This window comes from Niallia sp. WK069_GA_01 (assembly GCF_983173855.1).
The window spans coordinates 3,680,930-3,705,074 of sequence record NZ_OZ470138.1; the positions used below are offsets into that span (position 1 = coordinate 3,680,930).

Sequence of the window (24,145 nt, forward strand, 5' to 3'; positions counted from 1 at the left end):
ATACTATTCTGAAAATATAAACGCAACCTCTTAATTTTTATAAAAAAATATCTTAGAGAGGAATTTTCTTCTCTAAGATATTTTTAATTACGACAACTAATCTTCATTGCTATACGATAAAGACTAAATTACATATTCCATTTTAAATTATATTCATTTGGTTTGTAATTAACACCTATTACTTTTATCTAAAATGGATAATATTATATATACGCTAATGCTCTTTTGCCTTTTTTATTTTGATTTCCAATAGAAAGATAGTATTCTAGCTCTCTTAAAATGAGAAGAAGCTGTGCTCTCGCTTCAAAAGTTTCCCAACTGACAGGTAATTTATCTTTTTTAAAATCCTCCTCAACTTCCTTAAGCTTCTCTAAAAAATTTTGTTCATTCGTTTCTGACTGCAGGGACGAACCTAGCGATTCAATAAAATCAGCTAGATTATAGCGCTGCACAACCATTGTATTAATTTGAGCTATTTCTGATAGTACCCTTTCTAAAATCTCCATTTGTTTTTCCCGCTTAGAAAAGTATAGATAATAATAGTTATCCGTTCGGGAAAAACTATTCTCTATATATCGAGAGGCAAGGGCTTTTGCTTCTTTTATCGCTTTACTGGCTTCTTTTATTTCATTTTCCGTCCAAGTCATTTTATCAGTTCTTAAGTATTCAACCATTTCAGTGATAAGATGCTGTAGCTTAGAATCTACTTCTCTCTTTCTAGAGAGTAATTTGCTTTCAAGATTTGGCATATATAGGTTAACAACTAAAGCTGATCCCACTCCTATAATTATTAACCCTACTTCATTAAATACAACAGACCAGGTCATATGTGTGGAAGTGTATATATGCAAAATAATTACCGTGCTTGTAACTACCCCTTCATTTACCTTTAATAATACTGTTGTCGGAATAAAGAAAAGCAGCAATGCACCAATCATAATTGGATTGTAGCCAAACCCTTCAAAAAATATATACGTAAAAGGAATAGAAAGCATACATGCTGCTAAACGAGATGATGCACTTTTTAACGATTTTTTCTTTGTTGTTTGAACACACAATATTGTAATAATAGCTGAAGATACATAAAACTCTAGTTCATAAAACTGACCTAATAAAATAGCAAGAGATACAGCTAGAGCAGTCTTAATTGTCCTAAAGCCTATTTTATATTTCATAGAAATACTCCTTTATTTTAATTTCCCTATCCCGTTATCAAAGGAAGGACATGCTTTTTCAGATTAATTTTCCTAGTATCGCATGGGAAGGGTGATATTCCATATATAGATCCGTATTAATAATTTTCATGAATTGCTACGTTTTCTCGATGAAATAATTTTCTTGAACTTTTTTCATTCGATTATTTTTTATTTTTCATTCTCCTTTTTTTAATTTCTGTATAACAGAGATTATATTGTTCTATATTGTTATAGTCAATAAGTTTCTCTTAAAAAATTCTGATTATTCTTATTTCTCCCCTTTTAACCCGTTAATTACATTAAATTCACTAGATATATGACATAAAATCCATGTATGCAAGCATAGATTATTTTTCAATTAAAATAACATTCAATAACAAAAACTATAACCAATTTTTTTATCAATACAATATATAACTATCCAGCTCTTAGTAAAAATAAATAGGGCAATGGCAATAAAACAGGGCACCCAATTTATGGATGCCCTGTTTTATTAACATATAGTATCTTAAATTCCCTTGGTAGTTAGACAGTTATGCTTTTTTCCGTTTCTCCCTTCTTCTTTCCATATCCAAAGGCACCAGAACATTCACATGTTATTGCAGCCGATTGGGCAGCAATATGTAATGCTTCTTCTATGTTTTTGCTATCATAATAAGCCGCAAGAAAACCGCCAATAAAGGAATCACCTGCACCCATTGTATCCACTAATTTTGTTGGCAATGGTTCCTGTTCAAAACGTTCTCCGTTTCGAGAAAATATAGCACTGTCTGCCCCTCTTGTAACACCAACTATCTCAACTCCATATTGATGCACCATTTCTATCAATTGATCAATTTCTTTCGGAGACATGTCACTACCCGAAAAAAATGCATAATTAATGAATGGGCATACTTTCTCTAAATAATCATTATTCCAACGATTAGAAGTAGAAAAATCAAAAGATATATCTTTATGGGCAAGTTTTCGCAATTCATACTCCAAATCACTGTTAATGCTTGTATGAATAAGGTCATATCCGTTAATAAAATCGATATCCTCCTGGTTAAGACGCAGAGAAAGCAAAGATTGCACTCTAATTGCTTTATTTGTCCCAATAAATTGCCGATCACCATCTTCAGCAAGAGAAATAACTGCTTCTCCAGTAGGACCATATACTTTTCGGACTCTACTAATGTCTATATTTTCTGAATTTAAACTTTTTAAAACATGCTCGCCTTCTACATCATCCCCTACTATCCCTAAGTATGCACTCTCTTTTGCACCATTCCGTTTTGCTGATACTATTACATTAACTGCATTTCCTCCAGGATAAATGAGTCCCTCATGTTTATAGAAATCTACTACACTATCACCAATACCTATAATTTTCATTATTTTCCCCCATTCATCAAGTATATTGCCATTTAATTTTATTATAACTTGTTATATACTAATATATAATATCGTAGTTTTACCCGTCAATTGATTTTTAAAAAGGGATGCTTCAATCAAACGGGACAGGATTTTTCAGATACTTTTCTCTTCTACTTATAACTTAAATGGCTTAAGGTTGACTCATGTGGAAAAAGAAAATCACGTCTCCACATAAGACATGATTTTCTTAAATATTTACTTATTTTGTTCTGTATCAATTGTAAAAATAACCTTATTCGTCATAAAGAGGGATGTAGATAAATGAACAGCTCTATTCTGCTGATCAAAACTTAATTTTTCAATGGAAAAAAGAGAGGTTCCTGCATCACATTTAAATAATTCTGCTTCATAAGCGGAGGCAGAAATTCCTTCTAAAATTTTAGTTGATTTTGTAACATCCACATCATATCTTTTTTTCAAAATAGTATAGGTGGAGGTTGACTCTCCTATGTATCTTTCAAGGTTAGGAAAATAAACGAGGGGGAAATAAGATGTTTCAATAATGAAGGGTTCATCATCTTCAATAAAAAGCAATCGATGTAAATTAAGTACCCGTTCTCCAACTGGAAGCTTAAACTTTTCCGCTAATTCCACATCCATATTTATAATAACACTCGAAAGGATTTGGGAACTTGGCCGTTTCCCTGAAGAAATTGTTAACTCAGAGAAGCCACCTGCAGAAACCAATTCCCTCTTTTCCTTTGCCGATCTAACATAGATGCCCTTTCCTTGATGACTATGCAATATTCCCTCTTCCACTAAATCCTTAATGGCTCTTCTTGACGTAATCCTGCTTACTCCATAAATATCACATAATTCTGCTTCAGTAGGCAATTTTTCCCCTGACTTATACTTTCCTCTTTTTATATCCTCTTTAATAATCTGCTTTAACTGAAAGTATAAAGGCAATTTACTGTCATTATTTAATTTCATATTTCATTGCTCCTAAATTAATAGTACTTGTTATATAATAATATATCATAAGTACTATTCTGTCCACTATCTCTCATCTTTACATTTATCTATATTTTTATTTAAATAGGATGCCTACTATTTCTTAGGATGAAGCTCACTTGTAATAGTGAAACTAATATGACTAGTTATATAGTGGAGGATAGAATGATAAATAGGATCTTGGTTGGCATCAAAAGCAGTCTTCTCAATCTTATAAAGTGAATCCCGCACATTGCATTTTAAATATTCAGCTAGTTCTTTATCCACAAAAATAACATTTAGAATTTTGTTATTATCTACAGGAATGACTTTCTTATCTCTTAAACGACCACCTGCTAAAGCAGGTGGATTTGGACATTAATGTCGACGACTAAAGTCGTTAACTAAGACTGAAGTCTTCTGAAAGACCCTAAGCTTAAGCCAACTAAATGGGACTAAACTCATTCTTCAATCCTGAATATGTCGTTCTTTTCTTCATTAAACTGATTGGCGATATAATTTCTTATTGTTTCTTCATCCACTGTTCCTACTGTCGCACAAAAATAGCCCCTTGCCCACAAGTGTTGACCCCAATATTTCTTTTTTAACTCTGGGAATTGATCTTGAAGAAGCCTTGATGATCTCCCTTTTAGGTACTGCATGATTTTACTTGGAGCAATACTCGGTGGACATGATAACAATAAATGGATGTGATCTTTTCCAACACTTCCTTGCAAGATAGTGATTCCTCTTGCTTCACACCCCTGCCTTATTAATTCCCTTACTCTTACTGCTATAGCCCCCTGTAATACCTTATATCTATACTTTGTCACCCATATCATATACTGCATGGCTATTTTTTCGATACCCGTCCATACTTTCACCTCATATTTAGTATGGACACAGAAGGGAAAGGCTAAAAGCTTATACCGTCTAAAGACGGTGGAGTTAGACCACGCATTTGTAAATTAAAATAACAATTAATATTCGTTTTTTAGGATTTTTTTCTGAATATAATTGATAATTATTAGGCATAAAAAAACCTCCTGTATATTAGTTGCATGCTCGGCAAGCAACTAAATTATACAAAAGGCTTATCTTGATTCTATTAATAGGCTCTCCATTCTGCAATGACTGGTTCATCAAACACCGCACAAGTGGCTCAATTCACCTGCAATAATCATCTATCACAGGAAATACTGTCCACCCTGAAAATACAAGAGTCCTTTTCAGGGTTCAGACCCCATAGCCATCTGATAAAGACCCTCTTTCACAAAATCTTTTTGATGTAACCGGGTAAAAACAGCGCCAAAACCATATGGAAACTTTAATTGATTTTGATATTTTCCTTCAGTTTGAATTAAATGTAGATCCTTTCTTAATACATCAACAATATGAAACATATACTCCCTGGCTTGTTTAATCGGGCTTTTTACTGTTGCTTGCTCCCCTTTTTTCGAGACAATCGTCCAATTATCAGGATTTATACGAAGCAAAGTTTGTTTTGTATAGTCCTTGACCTCTAATACGACCAATCCCAAATCTGGACCGATAATTACAAAATCCGGGCGTTTCCCTAATATCTCTGGTTCATAATAAACGATATAATCATCTGGTAAATACATTTTTAACGTTCGAAATAGCAAACGTTCTCCAGCTGTTGCACTAGACCTTATGGACTCTGGAACCGTCTGAGCCATTTGCATTCACTCCAATACATCCATTTTATGTATATTTACATATTTCATTCTATGCTATTGCAACTATGTCATATTAACTATAAAACTGATTATATCATACAAATTCACTTAAATTTGTAAATAAATGAATAATTTCATGCTGCCATTCCCCATAAAAAATAACCCTCTCCTGCCAAAATAAAAAGAACTTCCTTCAAAGTAAAATCCTTTAAAGAAGTTCTTTTTATTCATACAATGATATTCTTCGGTCGCCAAAAATCTGTATACCCATTATCTATAGAATACGTATATAATTCATTAAGTTTTTTCTTGCTATATACTTGCATAAGTAAAGCTTTGATTCGGACATTTTCACCTGTAAAAAATTATACTTTAATCAAAGAATCCAAAATCCCTTCCATAAACTGAATTCCACCAGTTTTATCAAGTGGATCATTATTCTTTTCACAAATCGACAGATGTGTACAGTTAGGACACCCACTCGCACATGGACAAGATTTTAAAATTCCTAACCCCTTATTAAATATATGAAAAATTCTTTCCTCTATCGCTTCCACAATACCTGCTCCACCACCAGCAGTTTCGTAACAGACAATAGTAGGTATGTAATTAAACTCTTTGAAATTATTAGAAGAAAGAAGGGAAAAATCGCTATTTGAGCATTTTACAATGGTCGGAATAGCTGAAGCAATAGCATGTTCCACTACATGTAAGGCACCTTCAGTCATTCCTATATGGGGAAACTGAATCCATAACCCTTCAGTCAAATATTTTACAGGATACATATTTCCATCTTGAATAATATCAGATGCAGTCCCGCCAAATAAGCTTACTTTTTTATACCCCCATAATCTTCTTGTTATTTCCAGTCTACCTCTTCCAATCTTAATAGATTCTTTTATACTATTTAGTTTGTTTTCTTCTAAAACATATATTGAATCATTAATTTGTGACCTCGTTGTATAGTCTGCTTTTATGGGAACAGCACAAATCTCATTTTTATTTGATAAAATTCTCGTAACCATATAAGTTCTTTGATTATAGAGGAATACTGCACCGTAGTGATAATCTCTTAATAAGGAGCGTTCGTCTACGCCTTCATATAACGTTTCAGTTGTTAGTCCTTGCTTATAAACCACACTGTACAATTTACTGCTATTTAACAAGTTATTATATTTGATTTTTTCAGAAAGTTTTAATGACAATGTACCTCTAGTTAATTCCTGCATATTTCCAGAGAACTCTTCTGCTTTCCGCGCAGCAGATACTTTAAAAAAATTATGTGGGGAAGAAATACTCCCATTCAATTCATGGGCAGCATATTGCAAATGTTCTGCAACAATATTTGGATTAGATACATCAATAGTCACATGTTCTGGTTCACGTTCCATAAACTCGGCTGGATTAGCTGCATAGTACTGTTCCAAAGGATCTTCTTGAAAAATTTGAATAACTAGTCCTGGTCCTTTTCTTCCAACTCGACCAGCCTGCTGTAAAAAACTAGCTTTACTGCCTGCATATCCAATCATGATACAAAGGTTTAAATCACCTATATCTATACCCATTTCAAGAGCAGATGTAGAAACAACTCCAATCAACTCCCCTTTTTTTATTTTATTCATGATATCTTGCTTTTTATAGGCATTAAGCTGTGCATGAAATGGAGAAAATAATTCTATAGGGATATCAACCCCTTTCAAAACTTCTCCCAGCCTTGACCGAATGGTATTATTCAAATCAAAGCTAGCGGCTGTAACCGCTCTTCTATTCCCATAAAAGAAAATGGTTTTTGGAAGCATCTTATAATTACCAGCAATCACCTTTAAAATTTCTATTGCTTCAGATATAGGTGCTCTCCTGGTTCTGTGTTCTGACTTTTGTTCCAACAATCCTGGATTCCATAATAATACCTCTCGTCCATAAGAAGGACTTCCATCCTGATTAATTAGGGTAAAACCATTTTTTCCTTTTAAACCTGTTATTGCTTCTACGAGTTCTTTGGGATTTCCAATAGAAGCAGAACATGCAATAAATTGAAGATTGGGATTTCCAAGCGCTTTACATAAACTTCTCAATCTACGAATTAACATTGCCACTTTAGAACCTAAAACCCCATTGTAGGCATGTAATTCATCAATAATGACATACTTTAGATTCTTAAAAAACCTAAAGCAATTTTGTCTATTTCTATAATAATGAACAGGTCCTTGGAGTAAAAAATGTAAAAAATGAACATTTGTTAACCAATATCTTGCGCTTTGATAAGTTAATTCTTTTACTGCATCAGACTTACCACTTTCAAGAACACCAGCACCAATTTCTTTATTACCAAGTTTAATTATTTTGTATCCGTAGGTTGAATTATCTACGCTACCTTCGTCATCAAATGTTTCTAATACTTGAAGTTGATCACGCATTAAAACTTTTAATGGTGATAAATAAAGAACAGTTGAATCTTCATCATTTAGAAAGGATTCAAGAGACGGAATCGTATAAACCATGGATTTACCTGATGCTGTTCCTGTTGTGATGACTACATTCTCGCCATTTCTAATCTTATTAATAGCCTCTGCTTGGTGAGAATACAACCTGTTAATTCCTTTTTCTACTAATTTATTCGAGATTTGTTCTGGTAATGGCTTTTCTAAACTTCCAAACACAGGCTGTTTCTCAGATAAAGAATATTGGTCTATAGTTGAACCTAATTTTTCACCAACATCTTTTAAGCTATTGATTACTTCTTGAATAGGATGATCTCTAAATGACCAAGTCTCTAATCGATTATCTTTTATAAGTTCCTTTTCCTCATAAGTTAAAAATTCATTTTGAATTAGTGCATCGCATTCTTGACAGTAAATGCCATCTTTAAATTGCTCCCCTTCAAGTTCCTTCCAAGATCTTAAATGTATTCCGTTAGTTGGCTGCTTAATTTCTCTTTTTGAGGGCATACATTTATATTTTCTACTAATCTGAAAAAAGTTTATTTGCTTATGACTAGGACTATCTAAACGACATTTCATACATACTAAAGGCAAGATTGCTCAACCTCCCATTTCTCATCCTTTATTTTCTTGGCTAATAACTCGAGAATTTTTCTTCCACCTGATTTTGATAGATTACTATTATCTTTTTTCGGATATTGAATACAAGAAGGACATCCTCCAACACAAGAACACATTTCTAATAAGTTTAATGCACTTGTTACAATTCTTTCAAAATGTTCACCAATTGCTTTTGTAGTACCCATTCCGCCAGATTGGTTTCCAAAAAATCCAATGACAGGCTTATTGCCGAATCCCGAAATAGATACCCCAGAAAAACTTGAAATATCATTTCCATCACAAATAATCGTATCAGGAATCACTGATAATAAGACATGCTCTGCTGCCCGAATCGATCCATCAAGCTTTTCTATCGTAAATTCTTCCCCAATTGCTTCCTTAACTTGCTGGATTAAACCATCCGAAAGAGTTAACCAAAATCCTTCTCCATCAAAATTTGTAGTCAGTGCATTATCTAAAGTTTGCTTATCCTGAACACGCGTTCCAAAATAGATTTTGGTAAATCCAAAAACCGAACGTTTAACGTTTAATATTCCTAGTTCCTGTACCATTAGCTCGTTTTCTTTTAATGTATGTTGCTCTGAAATGACAATAAAATCCTTAAACATGGATTGAGTATAGTACTCAACTTCACCCCTTATAGGTATAACGATCACTTCCATTTTTTTTCGATTTATACTATCAACTCGATACCCTTTTTCATTTGCATTCCAATATATAGCTCCTTCATGAAAGTCCCGAAATACCGTCCATTCATCAATATTTTCAAGAATTATCTCATGATTTTTATTTGTCACAATTTTATAATTATGAGTAGTTCCTGTCCTTAGATTACATCTATCTATGATTTCTACAGATGAAATTTCATTTAATAGATCTTCTGATATCTTCTGATAATCAATAAAATAGAGAATATCTTCCTTCACTAGCTCTCTTCCTAATTCCTCTTGTAAATAAGCTAAGTGTACTTTTAATAATCCCTTATTTTTCGGATCAATTCTTACCACTTCTGGTGGCTTCTCCAAAAAAACTTGTGGGTTTTGCATATAATATTGCTGAAGTGGCTCATCTTCAAATAACAACACAGATACTCCTTCACCTTTTCTACCCACTCGACCGATTTGTTGTGAAAAAGCTGCTTTACTTCCAGGGTATCCACTTAAAATAGCAAAGCTTAGATCTCCTATATCAATCCCAACTTCTAGAGCATTTGTAGTCATTACTAAATGTACATCACTTTTCTTAATGGCTTGAATAACTTGTTTTCTTTCATCTACCGCTAACATTCCATTATAAAACGCAGCTAACTGAACTCCATTTACACTCTCTTTTTTTAATTTTAATTTCTTCCTTAAAACATCTTTCATAGACCTTGCCGTTACTTTTCCTTGAAGGCGGGAACTTTGAAACATGATTGTTCGTATAACTTTTTCATTCTGAACAAGAACATTTTCTGCAATCGATAAAGCATCCGAAACAGGAGCTTTTCTTTCTCCAGTATCCAGAGTAACTCCTGGATTCCAAAAAGCGAGATGCCGCTTTTTTTTAAACGAACCATCATTATCTATTACCATAAAACTCTTTCTACCAGTTAACTCTTCCGCTAATCTTTCTGGCTTCTCTATTGTCGCAGAGCATAATATAAATTGAATGTCTGAATTACCTAATTCATCACAAATTTTTCTTAATCTCCTAAGTACTAAGGACACATGACTGCCAAAAGCTCCTCTATACAAATGCATTTCGTCTATGATAATATATTTAAGATTTTTTAATAGGTTAATAATATGTGAAGAAGATTTATTGCCTCCTTGTACTTGTTTTAACAAGGAGAAATGAATCATATCAGGGTTTGTAAATAAAATTTTTCCATCTCTTAGCAACCTTTTTCGTGAACCAGGTTGGGTGTCTCCATCCACCCTACCGTAAGTAATATAGTTTGAATCCAGCTTTATTGTTCGCTCAAACCATTCATCCTGTTCCAAATTTTCATCTTTAACCATTTCTTCAGTCCAACGATAAAGTTGTTCCACTTGATCATCGGCTAGTGCCTTTGTAGGAAATATGTATAACGCTCTAGCATTAGGATTCTCTAATAACCCTTGTAAAACAGGTAAATTGAAAGCTAGCGTTTTACCTGAAGCAGTTTGTGTGACTAGGACAACATCTTTCTTTTCTCTAACCGCATTATAGGTATCTGCTTGGTGAGTGAATAAAGAGAAGATACCCATTCTATCGAGTGATTTAGTTAAACATTCAGGTAACTCTTCACTAATCTCTCCATATGCGGGCTGTGATTCTGGTATGGAGTGGATAAATAATTCAGCACGCTCTTTTTTACTTAACTCCATTAACTTATCAATGATTTCAACAGAATTAAATTCACCTGAACTTACACCTGGAATTCTTTTATCTATCAAAACAGGAATTTCTTGAGAATCTAATGAAAGCTCAAGATGACATTTAGGACAATAAACACCCTCTGGTTTCTCTTTTAACCATCCTGTTAAGTAATCAATGTTCTGCCACTGACCTGGTGCTAAAGCTGCTCCCACCCTGTACTCAACAAGTCGATACTCACCTTTAGATAACACTCGCCTGCTTAATTGAAAACCCTTTAATAAAGAGCCACACTGACACTGTAAAAAAGCCATTAAAAATTCCTCCAATTACAATATAGAGATGATATTTCTCAAAAAATAGAATATTCTATCAAATAGGCATATAATTCTATTATAGCAGAATAGGAAATTTTTTCTTATAAAAATCTCATTTATTTCCTGAATACTTTGATTTTATAGTTAAAGGTGCACCTAAATTGGTGCACCTTTCCTTGTTATATTACATCCTTCTTATTGCAAATAAGATTCACTCACGTAGACTCATACAATGATATTCTTCGGTCGCCAAAAATCTGTATACCCATTATCTATAGAATACGTATATAATTCATTAAGCTTTTTCTTGCTATATACTTGCATATCCGTTCTTAAAATGATTTTCTTTTTCTCTAGAAGCTGTTCATTCCGATCAATTAATCTTGTTAAAAATTCCTGTTCAGCTAGCCTATCATTCTTAGACAAATTGCAGACTGAACAGGATATAACCAAATTCCATAATTGATCGGCCTGCACAAAACTCCATGGAATAAAATGATCTACATGTGCAGCATTCTTCCTTTTTATTTCCTTCCCACAATAAAAGCAACAACCATTATAAAAAGACGATAAGAGCCTATAGAATATATCTAATGAAGCCCTTTTAGAAACATTTTCAACCTTCATAAGCAGATTAGTAGTATCGCCTTTTTCATTAAACTTTTCCAAAAATAAAGCAAGCTGATAATTGGTCAAATACTTTAACACTCGCTGAAATCGCTGCATAAAGGAATAAAAAGCAGGGTTTAGTCGAATGATTTCTTTCTTATTATCAAAATCATAAATAGTCTGACCCGTATCCCCGTATAAAGCCCCCATAACATTGAGCTTACATCTCCGCTTAACTTTTGATATAATTTCCACTTGTAATTCAGGAGAAAGTTTATCAAAAACGAATGTGCTAGGAATTGTATAAGCGGATTGAATATCTAAGAGAATATTCTGCACTTCCGCTTTTTTTCCTGTCATATTTATTTGATTAAGCTTATGGTGTATAACTAAATTCCAGTATATTTTTGCAAAACTTCCAAACAAACTGCCATAAGAAAGCTCCAGCCGATCGTTGACATTATATAAATTTTCCAATAGTGATTTGACAAGCACAAACTTATAAGTAGTAGAGTTTCGTGACTTACCGGAAAAGATATAATTAAAATGTCCCCATATTTCCTTATCCGTTAAATATTCTGTTTGCATTTCACCGACTTGCAATTTAAAACTCATTCTTATTCCCCTGTTTTTCTGTCGTTAATATGATTCCATTAATCTTCCACTGCAATTAAGTAAACCTTCTCCTTAAAGCCGCCTCTTTCTTCTGACTTCTTCTTTCTAATTTGTTCTATCTCTTCCATACTGGACTGATGATAAACCGCAAAAGCATTTACTATTTCCAACACATCCGCCAATTCCTCTAATGCATTGTCTCGATCCGTAGCTTCCATATACTCTCTTAATTCCTCTAAACTTTTTTCTTTCAGCTCTTTTATGTATTCTTCATCTGATAGTATTCTAGTTTTAAAATTCTTACCTGTTTTCTCAATGATTTCTGGTATTTTATCCCGTACAAGCTTGTTGTGAACTGGCATTTTCGTTCTCCTAACTTAATAGAGTCATTTTTTTGAATGACTGCTCTTACTGGCTTTCGGTTCTTCCGTATCCGCTTTGTATAGTAGAATAAGACAAACTTGGAAAAAATTGTTTGCCCCGCAGTTTCTCCGGAATTTATTCTATATTATAGACATTTTATTTATTTAGTTTATCTAATAAGCTTTTCCTTTAAATAATAAGGAATCGATGGCACCTTCTTCTTCTTGGTTTAAATCGCAATATTCTTCCCAGTTAAACTTACCTTTTAATAAAAAAGCACCAAATCCTCTATGTTCCTTACACTTGTTGCTTCATTTTCAACTGCTCAAACAATTTTTCAACCGTTCCTATTCCAACATTATCGTATTTTGCTAGAATAACAAGTTCTTTTGGTAGCTGATCAACATATTTAATGTCATTTTCGTTAAGTTGACGAAGTAGGCTAGGTATTCCTGTAAAATCCGATTCAGTAAGAGGTGTTTTGGATAATGCTTCTGTAACAATAATATGCTTTGATTTATAAAAGAAAAATAATTCACCTGATCGTTCTAATGATAACCTTCTACGAATCTTCTCTTCTTGAATAAACAGCTTTAACTCTTGAAAAAGATTTGCTTCGTTCTTTTCACTGTAACGCTTTACGTATTTGTGCAGCCCTTCTAGATTATTGGGCAATTCACTCATAATCCTTGCTTGCTGCTCCGCTCCTAATCTTATAAGAAATGTCTCTGATTTAGCAAAACGCTGTGGTAATAGAAAAGCATCACGTAAAAAATACGGTATTTCTAGCTTTTTATCTTTATATGTAAGTGTCCGAATAGTGGTAAATCCAGGAACTTCCGATTCTACCCTTAAAGCAGCAGCTGTCTCTTCATAAACTGAATCAACATCGGATTTTTTTAACGATTGAATTAACAATTCTTCCACTGCTTTTAAACGCATTTCAACTTCCGTGATATCAAGAGGTTGTTCTAAATTTAGCGACGGATCTTGATAATCTGGAACCATAATTTCTACTGGTCCATATACTTCAACAAACCATTGAACAACCGTGTAAAGAGCTTCCCACGATAAGAGCGCTTCTGAATAACGAAACATCCGCGAATCATGAGCAGCTTGATTACCGACTAGCCGTACGAAGTGTAAAGCATCCCTTATTTCGGTTGTCAAAAGTCCATGTTCATTTAACAAATCTATACTTTCTTTTAAATTCACTCTCGGTTCTACAGATAACTTTTCTGTTTGAATTACTCGTTGTAAGATACTTTCGACAAATACCCTCGCATGTGTTAGCATCGTCCGCGGACTTGTGAATATACTGTTTTCTAACTCACGCGCAACAAACGCTAATTCTTTTGATAAAGGTTCAATGAATTGATAAAAATAGGATTGCTTTTTCAAATTAATTTCCCACCTTGTGAATATTTTACTAGCCTGATTTTACCATAATAGACTACATTATTTTTAAATAACGAAAAGATTTAGTACCAGGGCAAGATCATTTTTACACCTTCCCCCTGGTGTTGACCTTCTTTGTCATAACAATCACAGTTGATTTAAAGCTGTTCTTTAATAAAACCATTAAATTACGTGCTCGGATTGAAAATAATTCAATTAAATTCATTCAAAAATAACTTGAAATAACAATTAATATTCGTTTTTTAGGATTTTTTAAAATATAATTGATAATTATTAGGCATAAAAAAACCTCCTGTATATTAGTTGCATGATCGGAAAGCAACTAAATTATACAAAAGGCTTATCTTTATTCTATTAAAAGGCTTTTCATTCCGCAAAAACTAGTTCATTAAACACCGAACAAGTGGCTCAATTCACCTGCAATAATCATCTATCACAGAAAATACTGTCCACCTTGAAAATACAAAAGTCCTTTTTAGGGGTCAGATCCCATAGCCATCAGAAAGTGATTTTTGATTTCTTAAAACTTTGATACAATTAGCCATCAAAAGCTTTCTTTTTTTGTATACGTAAATTACTGAAAGAAAAACACTAGGGCCTCGCATACGCTCCTGTGGGGTCTTCGTCTTTCTCGCATTCCCACAGGAGTCTACGTGTATTCAGACTGCTAAGTACTTCTTCCCCAATTTTCCACGTAAAAAACAACAACCTTTGAGAAACAGCCTTTCTAAAAAACCATAGAATAAAAAAAATATGGTTTTAACATCTTTAGCAACCATCTATCAGTCACTTTGGGTAGATGGTTGCTGTATTTCTATATATAAAATTAAAAAACTTATTATATTTTCACATCCTTTAGAGAAGGTGCACTAGCAAGATAACTATTCATACTATCTATTAATTTTCGACAGATTCCGGGCAGTCACTGTGATCAGGTATTAAGAGAGTCCGACATAGGTTTTGGTTGCTTATTTTTGCTGGTATACTCAGTTACATTGGCTCCTCATATCTCCTTTATAAATGAAGTAGCTCTATATCCATTCTTTCACTAGCTAGATAGTGTGAGTACATTATGTCTGCGGGTAATTGTCTTAGTAGTATACTCTGTAACCCGAGAACATCTAACATTTCCATATTGACATACCCCTTGACAATAATGCTTTGTTGTTCAGTTGGCATCAAAAAGCAATTCTTCACATCTTGAATTCCATGGTCATTAACAAATTTTTTATACGCCAACTGATAGAGGTACTGCTTTGTAATATCGCCAATTCCGGGTTGTCCTCGTAGTTCTCTTCCTTGCTCAAGTTGAATGTTATAATACTTGGCATCAAATATGATGAACTGATGTGAGTTATCCATCTTATGGATTGACACAAGGTCTGGAACTAGGGTTTCCTTGGCAATCTTTTGATATTCAGAACCGTCTTGCTTATAACCATTCCACTTTGGTTTATCTATTATTGATATGAGCAAGTCTTGAGGATTGTATCCGTTAGCTAAAGGAATAGGGAGTGAGCCGAGTGGAGTATGTAATTGATTGGCCAGCACTTCCGAACACAACTTTTCCCATACTAGATTAAAACTGTTTGTACCAAACATAGTGAAACAATCAGTATCTGCAAGACCGCTACTATGTGCAATATAGGCATATATCGTCTTCAGTAACAGCTGCTTTCTTGTATTAAACTGCAAATTCAATTCATTTTGTAAACGGTAAAGTATATAGTCTGTTTCCCCAAAATCATCTAGTTCTTCATCAGACACTTCAACAGGCAGTATGTCAAACAAATCCAACAAATCGGCATCTTGTAGTTCTCTTGAGCAAATACTTACAATAGATTCGTGGAGCCTTTTAAAGTAATCAAAATCATCATTAATACGTTTTTTCGTAAATAGTTCTATGTAATATGGGCGATTATTGCTGAGATAAGTAAAGTTCTCATTAATCGTCTTGTCCCACAGTATTTCACCAGAACCATTTGTTTCAATTATATCTTGTGTATTCGTATAAGCACCATTTTCATAGTAGTCATGCAACAGATAAATCATCACAGCGAGTAGATTAAACGAATTGCTTTCTCCACCATCATTATACATCCGAATAATTTGCTCCTTGGCATTGTATCTTTCCAAAACTTTTATGATTTGCTTTAATTCTGTTTTAGGAGCAACGTTACTTATATATTTCGGATAGCATTTTAAGATGCAACCAGAAACCGTGATAACACCCACAAATGTAAAAACATAAAGAAACTCATTTTCTCCAACCTCAACATCGATTACTTCGATATCTTTATCGATTAGGTCAGACATATCCTTCTGCACATCAGTTGCTTTTACAGCTTTCAAGACACCGTATTCCTTCAGTTTTTTTATGATAGCGACTGTCTTCTCGGCTGTACAATCAAAAATGTTTCGCAAATTATCTTGTGTATATCGTTTCTGTTCACGCACAAACTTGGATATCATTATTTATACTCCTCTGCAGATTCAGCAACTACTGCAATAGCCCTTGGAAATTTATCTCTAATCTCCTTACAGAAAATTTCTACACCACTCTTATCAAATTCCTCGCAAATTGAAGAATATTTCGTTGTGTCCTTACATCCATCAAATAGAGACGATCTTTTCTGTTTTGCAGCATCATCAAATAAATACATTAGAACTTTACTCTTGAAGGCAGAAATAAAAATATCAGCGTTAATTTCATTACCCATACGTGGAACTACAATTTTTCTTGAAAGGAAATAGGGTCCTAATAGCTTGTCCTCATTAATTTTATAAGAAGAAAGTGTATTATTTATTGCCTTACGCAGTTCATTCCATTCTATCTCACGATGATAGACCCCGCTACCCATTGTAACAAAATTCCCTTTAATGTCATTCTCATTATGATTTATACCAAGGTAGTCAAAATTCCATCTACGCTTGAAGGCCGTATCCATAGGAAATACTCCTTGGTCGGCACTATTCATAGTTGCCCATATAAACATATTATCTGGTATTTTGATTTCAGAATACTCTAATGGCTTACCACCTAATTCTTTAGCAAGATATTTTTTAATATCCTCAGATGTTTGGATAGCATATTCACTTACATTATCGTCATCACGGTCTAATAACTGGAATACATCACCAAATACGGCTGCAACATTCGCTCTGTTGATTTCTTCAACAATTAACAAATATGGCTTTGGATTATCTGTTTGAGCATTTTTAAGTGCTTTAACATATGTCCTCATAAATGGACCAGGGACGTATTCATATGCAATTTCACTAACAGGTTTTTTATTTGAAATCAGATTTACATATGGTCTAATCGCACGACCATGATTTCGTTCAACGCTATTATCACCACTAGCATCAGAGCCATCTTTTTTCTTAGTTTTAAACTTGTCATCATTATATAATCCCAGTAAAACTGGCAAGCGAGTTAAATCGCCATCTTTAAACTTGTCATATAGCAAATCATATTTATCTTGAGCCGTTTTATCATCCATTAGAACAGATAAAACCCCCTTCTCATCTTCGCTTGCAATCAGATCATTTACATGATCCACCATCGTAGGCTTGTAAGTTCCCACAAAGTTAGCATACGAATAGTCGGGATGGAAAGTCACACGCTCGTACTCGCCACCATTTTTAAGCAAGGTTTCCTTATCTTGATTTAGGTCATAACTCTTACCTGTTCCAGGAGCACCAAAGATAATTCTATTATGATGGAAATCAGACTCTATGCCTGTCTTGTAATTAATCTCTTCGTTTTCAACCGGCATGACTTCATCAGAATTTCCCTCTGCATTTGCCACATAATTTACATGAAGCTCAATATTTATTAGTATCCCGTTATCGTCATCTCTTGTAAAAACAATATCCGTTAGTTTGGGTAATGCAATCTTTCTAAACAAGGTCTTAAAAACATTTTCTTCTGCACGTACGTAGTACCGAGAAGAATCTGTATGCTTAAGCAAAACACAAAAGAAATCATTTTCAGCCATTGCTTGAACTTCATTATAATTGCTGTCCCAAAGTTCCAAATCAACTTCTTTATATTTATGAATTGATTGATAGGAATACTCTATCTTCACTTGTTCCAAGTATTCTAACAAATTATTCTTATCAAATTTATACTTAACATCTTGATTATCAAATGCAAAGAAATCATTGTAAAGTTGTTCATTTCGAGTAGGTCCAACGAAAAGTTTTGCCTCACCTGCCCCTCTTTCATGAGCCAGTTTTAATCTTCTGCTCACAAAACTACTAGGTAAAGCTTTTACAACTATAGGATCATACATCTCATTTTTCCTCCTGAATTAATTTGGGGTAACTTTCTATAATTTTCCCCATAATTGCCATTAAAACATCTACAACTATAGAATTACCTGCCTGTTGGTACATTGAAGTATCAGATACAACAATGTCGAAACTATCGCAAAAACCCATCAAACGTAAACATTCTCTAGGTGTCAATTTGCGAAGTCTCCCTTCCGTAGTAACATAATTATCCACACCAGCACGATGCATTTTATGCATAGTAGTTAGTAAAGGTCTAGCTATTTCCAAATCTGTTCGAGGCTTAGAATAGAAACTCTTGGTTCCCGTTGCCATCACATATTTCCGTACTTTTTCCGATAAAAAATATTTTTCCAAATCCTGCATTGTTTTCTCTTTGTCATGGTTTTCTTCAACAAAAACAAAATCGCCATGCCAATTAAACTGTTGATTTTTCTTCTGACATAACTGGACGGTACCATCAATTTGAGTAAAGCGTTTAGTAAGATTTTTATCTTTTGTAACAAAATCAACACCTTTTTTAGGTAAATAATACTTACCTGATACATTATCTAAAAGAAAATCCTGCATGGTTTTTTCTAATTCAATAGGCTCAGGAAACGAAAATTTTTCTTCTAATTTCAAATCATTTCTAAATCCAACCACAAACACTCTTTCACGATTCTGCGGAATACCATAATCTTTTGCATTCAGTACATCCTGATACCAAGTATAATCTAAATCAGCGAAAACTTGCTGCATAGTTTCCCATGTTCTTCCATTATCATTAGTAAGTAAAGCTTTTACATTTTCATAAATAAACACTTTAGGCTTGATTTCTTTAACTAATCTAGCATACTCATAAAACAAAGTACCTCTTGTATCTTCAAGTCCTCTTTGCTTTCCAACTAGACTGAAAGATTGACAAGGGCTACCACCAACAAATAAATCTACTTGGTTCCTATACTGTGTTCCATCAAGGAATGAAACATTCCAATGGAAATCTTTTTCGTCAATATCATAATTAGCCATATAACTTTGTTTCACTTTATTTTGACTTTCTTTACCGGCATATAGATTATCAACATATTTTTTCTTCTCTTCATAATCTTCTATGCTATCTAATTCTTTAGTTATATGAAATGTATTAATTCTCTCATGTAACATCGAAAGGCTCTCTGCAATTGCTTTTATTCTCTTAAAAATTTTCTTAAATTCTTTTTCCTCTGACACTAAATACAATTTAACTAATTCTTCATATACTGAATGCCAGGATATATTGTCCTTACTTTCAAGCAAGACTTCCGGGTCCAATTCTTTCAGTAATTCTACGGGATTATCTTTTGTAAAATCGCTAATAATTTTTATACCATACCTTATTGCTAAAAAGGTTCTATCAACACCAACTCGTTGTTCAAGTTGTTGTAAAAACTGATTGTACTCTTTTAGCCTTGTTTTTTTAACTTTTTCATCTTCGCAAATTCTGAGTAATATTGTCTTTTCTATTTGAAGAAATGATGTATCAACATGAGTAAAAAGTTCTCTCTCTTTATCAAACTTTATAACTACTTTATTATAATCATGAACAAGTTCTTTAACATAATCCTCATCTTCAGAACTTTTTATATTTATTTTTCCTATTGTATCTTTTAGGGAAATTATCTCATGTTCGACACTATTTATGTCAATATCAACAGACTGAGATAATATATCCACATCACCAGTATCACAGGCAAAAACAATTTTATGGTCTAAATTCATTCTTTCTAATGCATGTTCTATTGCACCAATTCCGCTAAAACTTGTTGCTAATCTTATCATGGTTGTTCTCCTCATCTTGGGTAATCATATGCCTTTATCCTTCGTACTAATCTCCATCACATCACCAATATCGCATTGAAGCACCTTGCAGACTTTTACGATGGTCTCGATAGACACAGGTTCATTTTTTCCCATTTTGGCTATTGCATTGCTACTAATTTTAGCAGCATCTTTAAGTTGAGTTTTATTCATATCTTTGTCAATCAATAACTTCCAAAGTTTGTTATAATTTACTCCCATCTATATCACCTCTCAATATTAAACAACGGGTACAACGCAAGCATATACTATAGATAATACAATAAATTCTTTATTTTATCAAAAAATTATTTATAAATATCAAGATTTTGTAAATAAAAGTTGATGATAAAAACTAGGGGAAAAGTGCCTGTTCCTCAGTATGTTAAAGCATTACTGCACCGGGGGTCAGGCACTTCTCATGGAAGTATAATTTAAAGTATTAAATATCCTATAGAGTCTATATATAAAAGCATAATAGCCTTACTAGCATTTATCTGTGATAACTAAATGAACTACTAGGCATCTTATTTTCTAAAAAAAACAATTTGGTATGTCAACACAAAACTAGACAACTTTTTTAAGGTGTTCAAGTTTATATTCAATTGGGCTTAAATATCCCAAAGTTCCATGAATTCGTATGTAATTAAACCAATTTACATAGTCGTATAATTCCCTTGATAATTCTTCTAAACTAGTAAAATGTCTTTTTCTTATAAACTCTGTTTTGATGATTTTAAATGTAGCTTCTGCTACAGCGTTATCATAAGGGCAGCCTTTCATGCTTAATGAACGCTTAATCTTAAATGTTTCGAGTGCTTCGTCTATTAGCTTATTTTTAAATTCATTTCCCCGATCGGTATGGAAATATTGAATCTTGCGTAAGTCCCTCTTGATCGATGAAAATGCACGATATACTAGAGCTGCATCTTTGTTAGGGCTGCAACTATAGCCAATAATTTCTCGATTAAAGAGATCAACAAATACACATACGTATTGCCATTTTTTATCGACTCTTACGTATGTCAAATCACTTACAATCACCGTCAATTCTTCTTCTTGGTGGAATTCACGATTTAATTCGTTTTGCTGATTAGACTCGTTACTCTTGGTAGAGTGCGGTTTAAACTGCGCAACCGTATAGGAAGATACCAAACCTTGTTCTCTCATGATACGGCCAATTTTTCTCCTGGAAACGATATACCCTTGTTTTTTTAACTCTACTTTGATTTTACGGGTGCCGTAGTTTTGACGGCTTAAATGAAAGATTTCGCTAAACTTTGAAGTCATTTCGTCCTCTGACGGGCTTTCTTTTGCTTCATAATAATATGTGCTTCTTGAAAGTTGTAGGACTTTGCACATTGCTGATATCGAGTATTTGTGCTGATTGTTTTTGATCACATTTACTTTTATCCTAGTATTAGCGCTGCTTGCTTTAAAATATCATTCTCCATCTGTAGCTGTTTTAACTCTTTACGAAGTTTATTTAATTCTTGTTGTTCAGGAGTTAAATTATCACTTTCCTTGAATGAGCAAGATGTTTGATGTTGCTTAATCCACTTGTCTAACTCAGACGGTGTTAATTCATATTCATGAATAATATCCTTTCTTCGCTTTCCATTCAGATATAGTTGCACCATTTGTTGTTTAAATTCCGCAGTAAAAGTTCGGAGTGGTTTTTTGGTCATCGTAGATTCTCCCTCTAATTTTCATATCTGTAGTCTATTTGACCTTAAAAATTTCTGTCCAACTAAGTGTAGCCTATCCAATTTATTTCTCCAATTGATTGTAATCTACTAGAAAATATATAATTAAAATGGTTTCTATTTATAAAAAAGGAGAGAGTGTATGTATATAGTTAATGCAGTGGACAGTTTTTGTGATATGAAACTTACTTCAACAAGTGGGAATGGCGAAAAAAAATTATATCTTTCTCAAGCTGACTCACTAGATTTTGCTCAAAACTACTTAGGAATAAACATTGCAAATGGAATCAACTTCTACAAATATAATGACGAAGTACGTGCAAGAACTAGAGGTTATAGAGGTTATATTAGAAGGTCTAATTTACAAGATGTATTCAATAGGTCTGCTACAGAATATCTAAACACTTTTAAGTATAGAACTAACTTAAGTGCACTTAGAGCTTCAAATCAAAACTTTCTAAACTCTATGGACGATACGGCACATTTTCAAATTGATTGTAGTATTTCTCAAGGGCGTATTTACATTGGATCACAAGACCCAAATTGGCTTGCAATACCATCATTCTGTATTCCTCGAGAAAGCCAAGTTAGAATTACTAATCTTAATAATTCTAGGGAAATTGAATTTATTATTCTTTATTAAATTTGAAGAGGATGGAACAAAAGGCTTTCAGCAACTAAAAAGGTCGAACTATTATCAAAAATGCTAACACTGCGTTCTATAATAGTTCGGCTTTCTGTATTTAGAAAATAAAAAAGCGAATGATGAAGATCGTTTTCTTTTAAAGTGTCAAAAACCTCCGAAAACGATGTAATTTCAATACTTTTTGCATTTTTAAGTGTCAATGATGTAAGAATAGCATATAACTTTTATTTTGTGAAACTGTTAATTCTGCCAAATTGTTAAACCCTATCCGCAAAACTGTACCTCCTTTTTCTACTTCTCCATCACTCACAAAGCCAAAATTCCCCTAAAAACACACTTAAAATTGCGCCTACATCTCAATTTTCACAATAAAAACAACCCTCATAAATGCCGTCAATAAGCCATTTCCAAGGGTTCCAATTATTATTTCAACTCCAGCAGTGCGACTGTCTCCACGTGGCTTGTATGTTTCATACAGACAAAATGCTAAAGGGTGACTATATCTACTTAAATTATAGTCAAAGCGGAGGCAAAATAAAAATGGCAAACACAATTGATGAATTGGAGCTATTTTGACGGTGATAGATTTATCCTTAGAGGAATTGTAGGACACGCAATTTACGGTGTATATAAAGCCGATAACATGCGCTCATTAGCTAGATTAATTCATGATGATGAGTCTTTCAGCTTTACCATTGACCACGATAAAAATATTATAATACCAGTCGAACTAAACAAACGAATTAAACATGAATTGAACATGATATTAGACGAATTGAATAGTTAACTTACTACTCATTTAGCATACGCTATTTATAAGAAAGTTAATATACTTTTTGACTTAATACAAAATGGTATATATTAACAATAAAGGTGAGGAGGTTAAATAATGCATTCAAAAGAAATATGAGAACGAGTGAAACGCATGTCAGAGATGACAGGTCATCCTTTACCAAAGCCCGAAGATGTCCATGTTTCAGAGAATGGTAATATTGATGCTAGACTAAAAAGTAGACACAGATTGTTATAATATAAATACAAAATATAATGAGGTGTGTCTAATGGCTAGAGGAAACGGAAAACGTTATGATGAAACTTTAAAAAAAGAAACAGTAAAGTATATTGTAGAGAACAATAAACCAGTAGCACAAGTGGCAAGAGAAACAGGCGTAAATACGAATACTTTGCATGGATGGATCAAGAAATATGGTCATCAGCCAGAACAGAAGTAAAAGCAGTACAAACATTTTCTAGTCCTGATGCTGAAATGAGAGCTTTACAAAAACAGTTACATGATTTGAAGGAGGAAAATGAAATATTAAAAAAGGCAATGCACTACTTCGCGAAAAGCCCTCGGTAAAATATGAATTTATTCATGAAAACCGCTCCCAATTCCGAGTGGAGAAGATGTGCAGCGTTCTAGGAGTTTCCAAAAGTGGTTACTTCAAATGGTTAAAACGGCCGAAAAGTGACAGGCAGAAACAACGTGAGAAATTATCACAAGAGATTTTACAGACTCACTTAGAATTCAAGAAACGTTACGGCAGTGTCAAAATCGCTAAAACACTGAATAGACGTGGCGTGAAAGTAAGTGAGCGTACAGTCTCTCGCATTATGACAAAGAACCAATGGAAGTCTTGTACTGTCAAAAAATACTAGGCTACGACTAATTCGAAGCATCAACATCCAGTAAGTGAAAACGTCTTAGA

Annotated in this window: 18 protein-coding genes and 1 pseudogene; 3 read left to right on the forward strand and 16 right to left on the reverse strand. The window is 33.5% G+C overall.

The window, feature by feature from the left end; genetic code table 11:
* Nucleotides 1–203: 203 nt before the first annotated feature.
* From AC5LWL_RS17235 to AC5LWL_RS17310, 16 genes and pseudogenes are all read right to left on the reverse strand, one after another.
* Nucleotides 204–1,175 (reverse strand): aromatic acid exporter family protein, encoded by a 972-nt coding sequence (locus AC5LWL_RS17235; protein WP_493435460.1) that lies wholly within the window; start codon nucleotides 1,173–1,175, stop codon nucleotides 204–206.
* 546 nt (nucleotides 1,176–1,721) lie between these two features.
* Nucleotides 1,722–2,570 (reverse strand): PfkB family carbohydrate kinase, encoded by an 849-nt coding sequence (locus AC5LWL_RS17240; RefSeq protein ID WP_493435461.1) that lies wholly within the window; start codon nucleotides 2,568–2,570, stop codon nucleotides 1,722–1,724.
* 237 nt (nucleotides 2,571–2,807) lie between these two features.
* Nucleotides 2,808–3,545 carry a UTRA domain-containing protein gene (locus AC5LWL_RS17245; RefSeq protein ID WP_493435462.1) on the reverse strand — a complete coding sequence of 246 codons (738 nt, stop codon included), beginning with the start codon at nucleotides 3,543–3,545 and terminating at the stop codon, nucleotides 2,808–2,810.
* Nucleotides 3,546–3,662: 117 nt separating this feature from the next.
* The gene (locus AC5LWL_RS17250) at nucleotides 3,663–3,872 is read right to left on the reverse strand and encodes a UTRA domain-containing protein (protein ID WP_493436643.1); all 210 of its coding nucleotides are present in this window, start codon (nucleotides 3,870–3,872) and stop codon (nucleotides 3,663–3,665) included.
* A 134-nt stretch (nucleotides 3,873–4,006) separates the two neighbouring features.
* On the reverse strand, nucleotides 4,007–4,396 hold the full coding sequence (gene tnpA, locus AC5LWL_RS17255) for an IS200/IS605 family transposase (protein WP_493435463.1): 390 nt from the start codon (nucleotides 4,394–4,396) through the stop codon (nucleotides 4,007–4,009).
* A gap of 405 nt (nucleotides 4,397–4,801) precedes the next feature.
* Nucleotides 4,802–5,245 (reverse strand): annotated as a pseudogene (locus AC5LWL_RS17260) (nuclease-related domain-containing protein); the annotation flags it as partial.
* Between the two features lie 365 nt (nucleotides 5,246–5,610).
* A complete protein-coding gene (locus tag AC5LWL_RS17265; RefSeq protein WP_493435464.1) occupies nucleotides 5,611–8,280 on the reverse strand; it encodes a DEAD/DEAH box helicase in 2,670 nt (889 codons plus the stop codon).
* A complete protein-coding gene (locus AC5LWL_RS17270; RefSeq protein WP_493435465.1) occupies nucleotides 8,271–10,961 on the reverse strand; it encodes a DEAD/DEAH box helicase in 2,691 nt (896 codons plus the stop codon). The genes AC5LWL_RS17265 and AC5LWL_RS17270 overlap by 10 nt, the downstream gene beginning before the upstream one ends.
* 228 nt (nucleotides 10,962–11,189) lie before the next feature.
* Complete coding sequence (locus AC5LWL_RS17275; RefSeq protein ID WP_493435466.1) at nucleotides 11,190–12,188, reverse strand: HNH endonuclease; 999 nt, start codon at nucleotides 12,186–12,188, stop codon at nucleotides 11,190–11,192.
* A 38-nt stretch (nucleotides 12,189–12,226) separates the two neighbouring features.
* A complete protein-coding gene (locus AC5LWL_RS17280) occupies nucleotides 12,227–12,550 on the reverse strand; it encodes a nucleoside triphosphate pyrophosphohydrolase (RefSeq protein ID WP_493435467.1) in 324 nt (107 codons plus the stop codon).
* A 298-nt stretch (nucleotides 12,551–12,848) separates the two neighbouring features.
* Entirely contained in the window at nucleotides 12,849–13,952 is a 1,104-nt protein-coding gene (locus AC5LWL_RS17285) for a DUF4145 domain-containing protein (RefSeq protein ID WP_493435468.1), read from the reverse strand.
* A gap of 1,032 nt (nucleotides 13,953–14,984) precedes the next feature.
* Nucleotides 14,985–16,442, reverse strand: coding sequence for an LlaJI family restriction endonuclease (locus tag AC5LWL_RS17290; RefSeq protein WP_493435469.1), 1,458 nt, complete (start codon nucleotides 16,440–16,442; stop codon nucleotides 14,985–14,987).
* On the reverse strand, nucleotides 16,442–18,268 hold the full coding sequence (locus tag AC5LWL_RS17295) for a hypothetical protein (RefSeq protein ID WP_493435470.1): 1,827 nt from the start codon (nucleotides 18,266–18,268) through the stop codon (nucleotides 16,442–16,444). The genes AC5LWL_RS17290 and AC5LWL_RS17295 overlap by 1 nt, the downstream gene beginning before the upstream one ends.
* 1 nt (nucleotide 18,269) lies before the next feature.
* On the reverse strand, nucleotides 18,270–20,066 hold the full coding sequence (locus AC5LWL_RS17300) for a DNA cytosine methyltransferase (RefSeq protein ID WP_493435471.1): 1,797 nt from the start codon (nucleotides 20,064–20,066) through the stop codon (nucleotides 18,270–18,272).
* 24 nt (nucleotides 20,067–20,090) lie between these two features.
* On the reverse strand, nucleotides 20,091–20,306 hold the full coding sequence (locus tag AC5LWL_RS17305) for a helix-turn-helix domain-containing protein (RefSeq protein WP_493435472.1): 216 nt from the start codon (nucleotides 20,304–20,306) through the stop codon (nucleotides 20,091–20,093).
* A gap of 345 nt (nucleotides 20,307–20,651) precedes the next feature.
* Nucleotides 20,652–21,772, reverse strand: a protein-coding gene (locus AC5LWL_RS17310) for an IS3 family transposase (RefSeq protein ID WP_493435473.1) whose coding sequence is annotated in 2 segments (ribosomal slippage) — nucleotides 20,652–21,523 and nucleotides 21,523–21,772 — 1,122 coding nt in all. Because the reading frame shifts where the segments join, the coding sequence is not laid out codon by codon here.
* Nucleotides 21,773–21,932: 160 nt separating this feature from the next.
* On the opposite strand from AC5LWL_RS17310, the gene AC5LWL_RS17315 reads away from it, so the two are divergent.
* The 3 genes from AC5LWL_RS17315 (at nucleotide 21,933) to AC5LWL_RS17325 (ending at nucleotide 24,095) form a co-directional block, all read left to right on the forward strand.
* Nucleotides 21,933–22,433, forward strand: coding sequence for a hypothetical protein (locus AC5LWL_RS17315; RefSeq protein ID WP_493435474.1), 501 nt, complete (start codon nucleotides 21,933–21,935; stop codon nucleotides 22,431–22,433).
* A 1,064-nt stretch (nucleotides 22,434–23,497) separates the two neighbouring features.
* Nucleotides 23,498–23,668: a transposase gene (locus AC5LWL_RS17320; RefSeq protein WP_493435475.1), complete on the forward strand. Its 171-nt coding sequence runs from the start codon at nucleotides 23,498–23,500 to the stop codon at nucleotides 23,666–23,668.
* A gap of 175 nt (nucleotides 23,669–23,843) precedes the next feature.
* Nucleotides 23,844–24,095: an IS3 family transposase gene (locus AC5LWL_RS17325; protein WP_493435476.1), complete on the forward strand. Its 252-nt coding sequence runs from the start codon at nucleotides 23,844–23,846 to the stop codon at nucleotides 24,093–24,095.
* The last annotated feature ends 50 nt before the right edge of the window (nucleotides 24,096–24,145 follow it).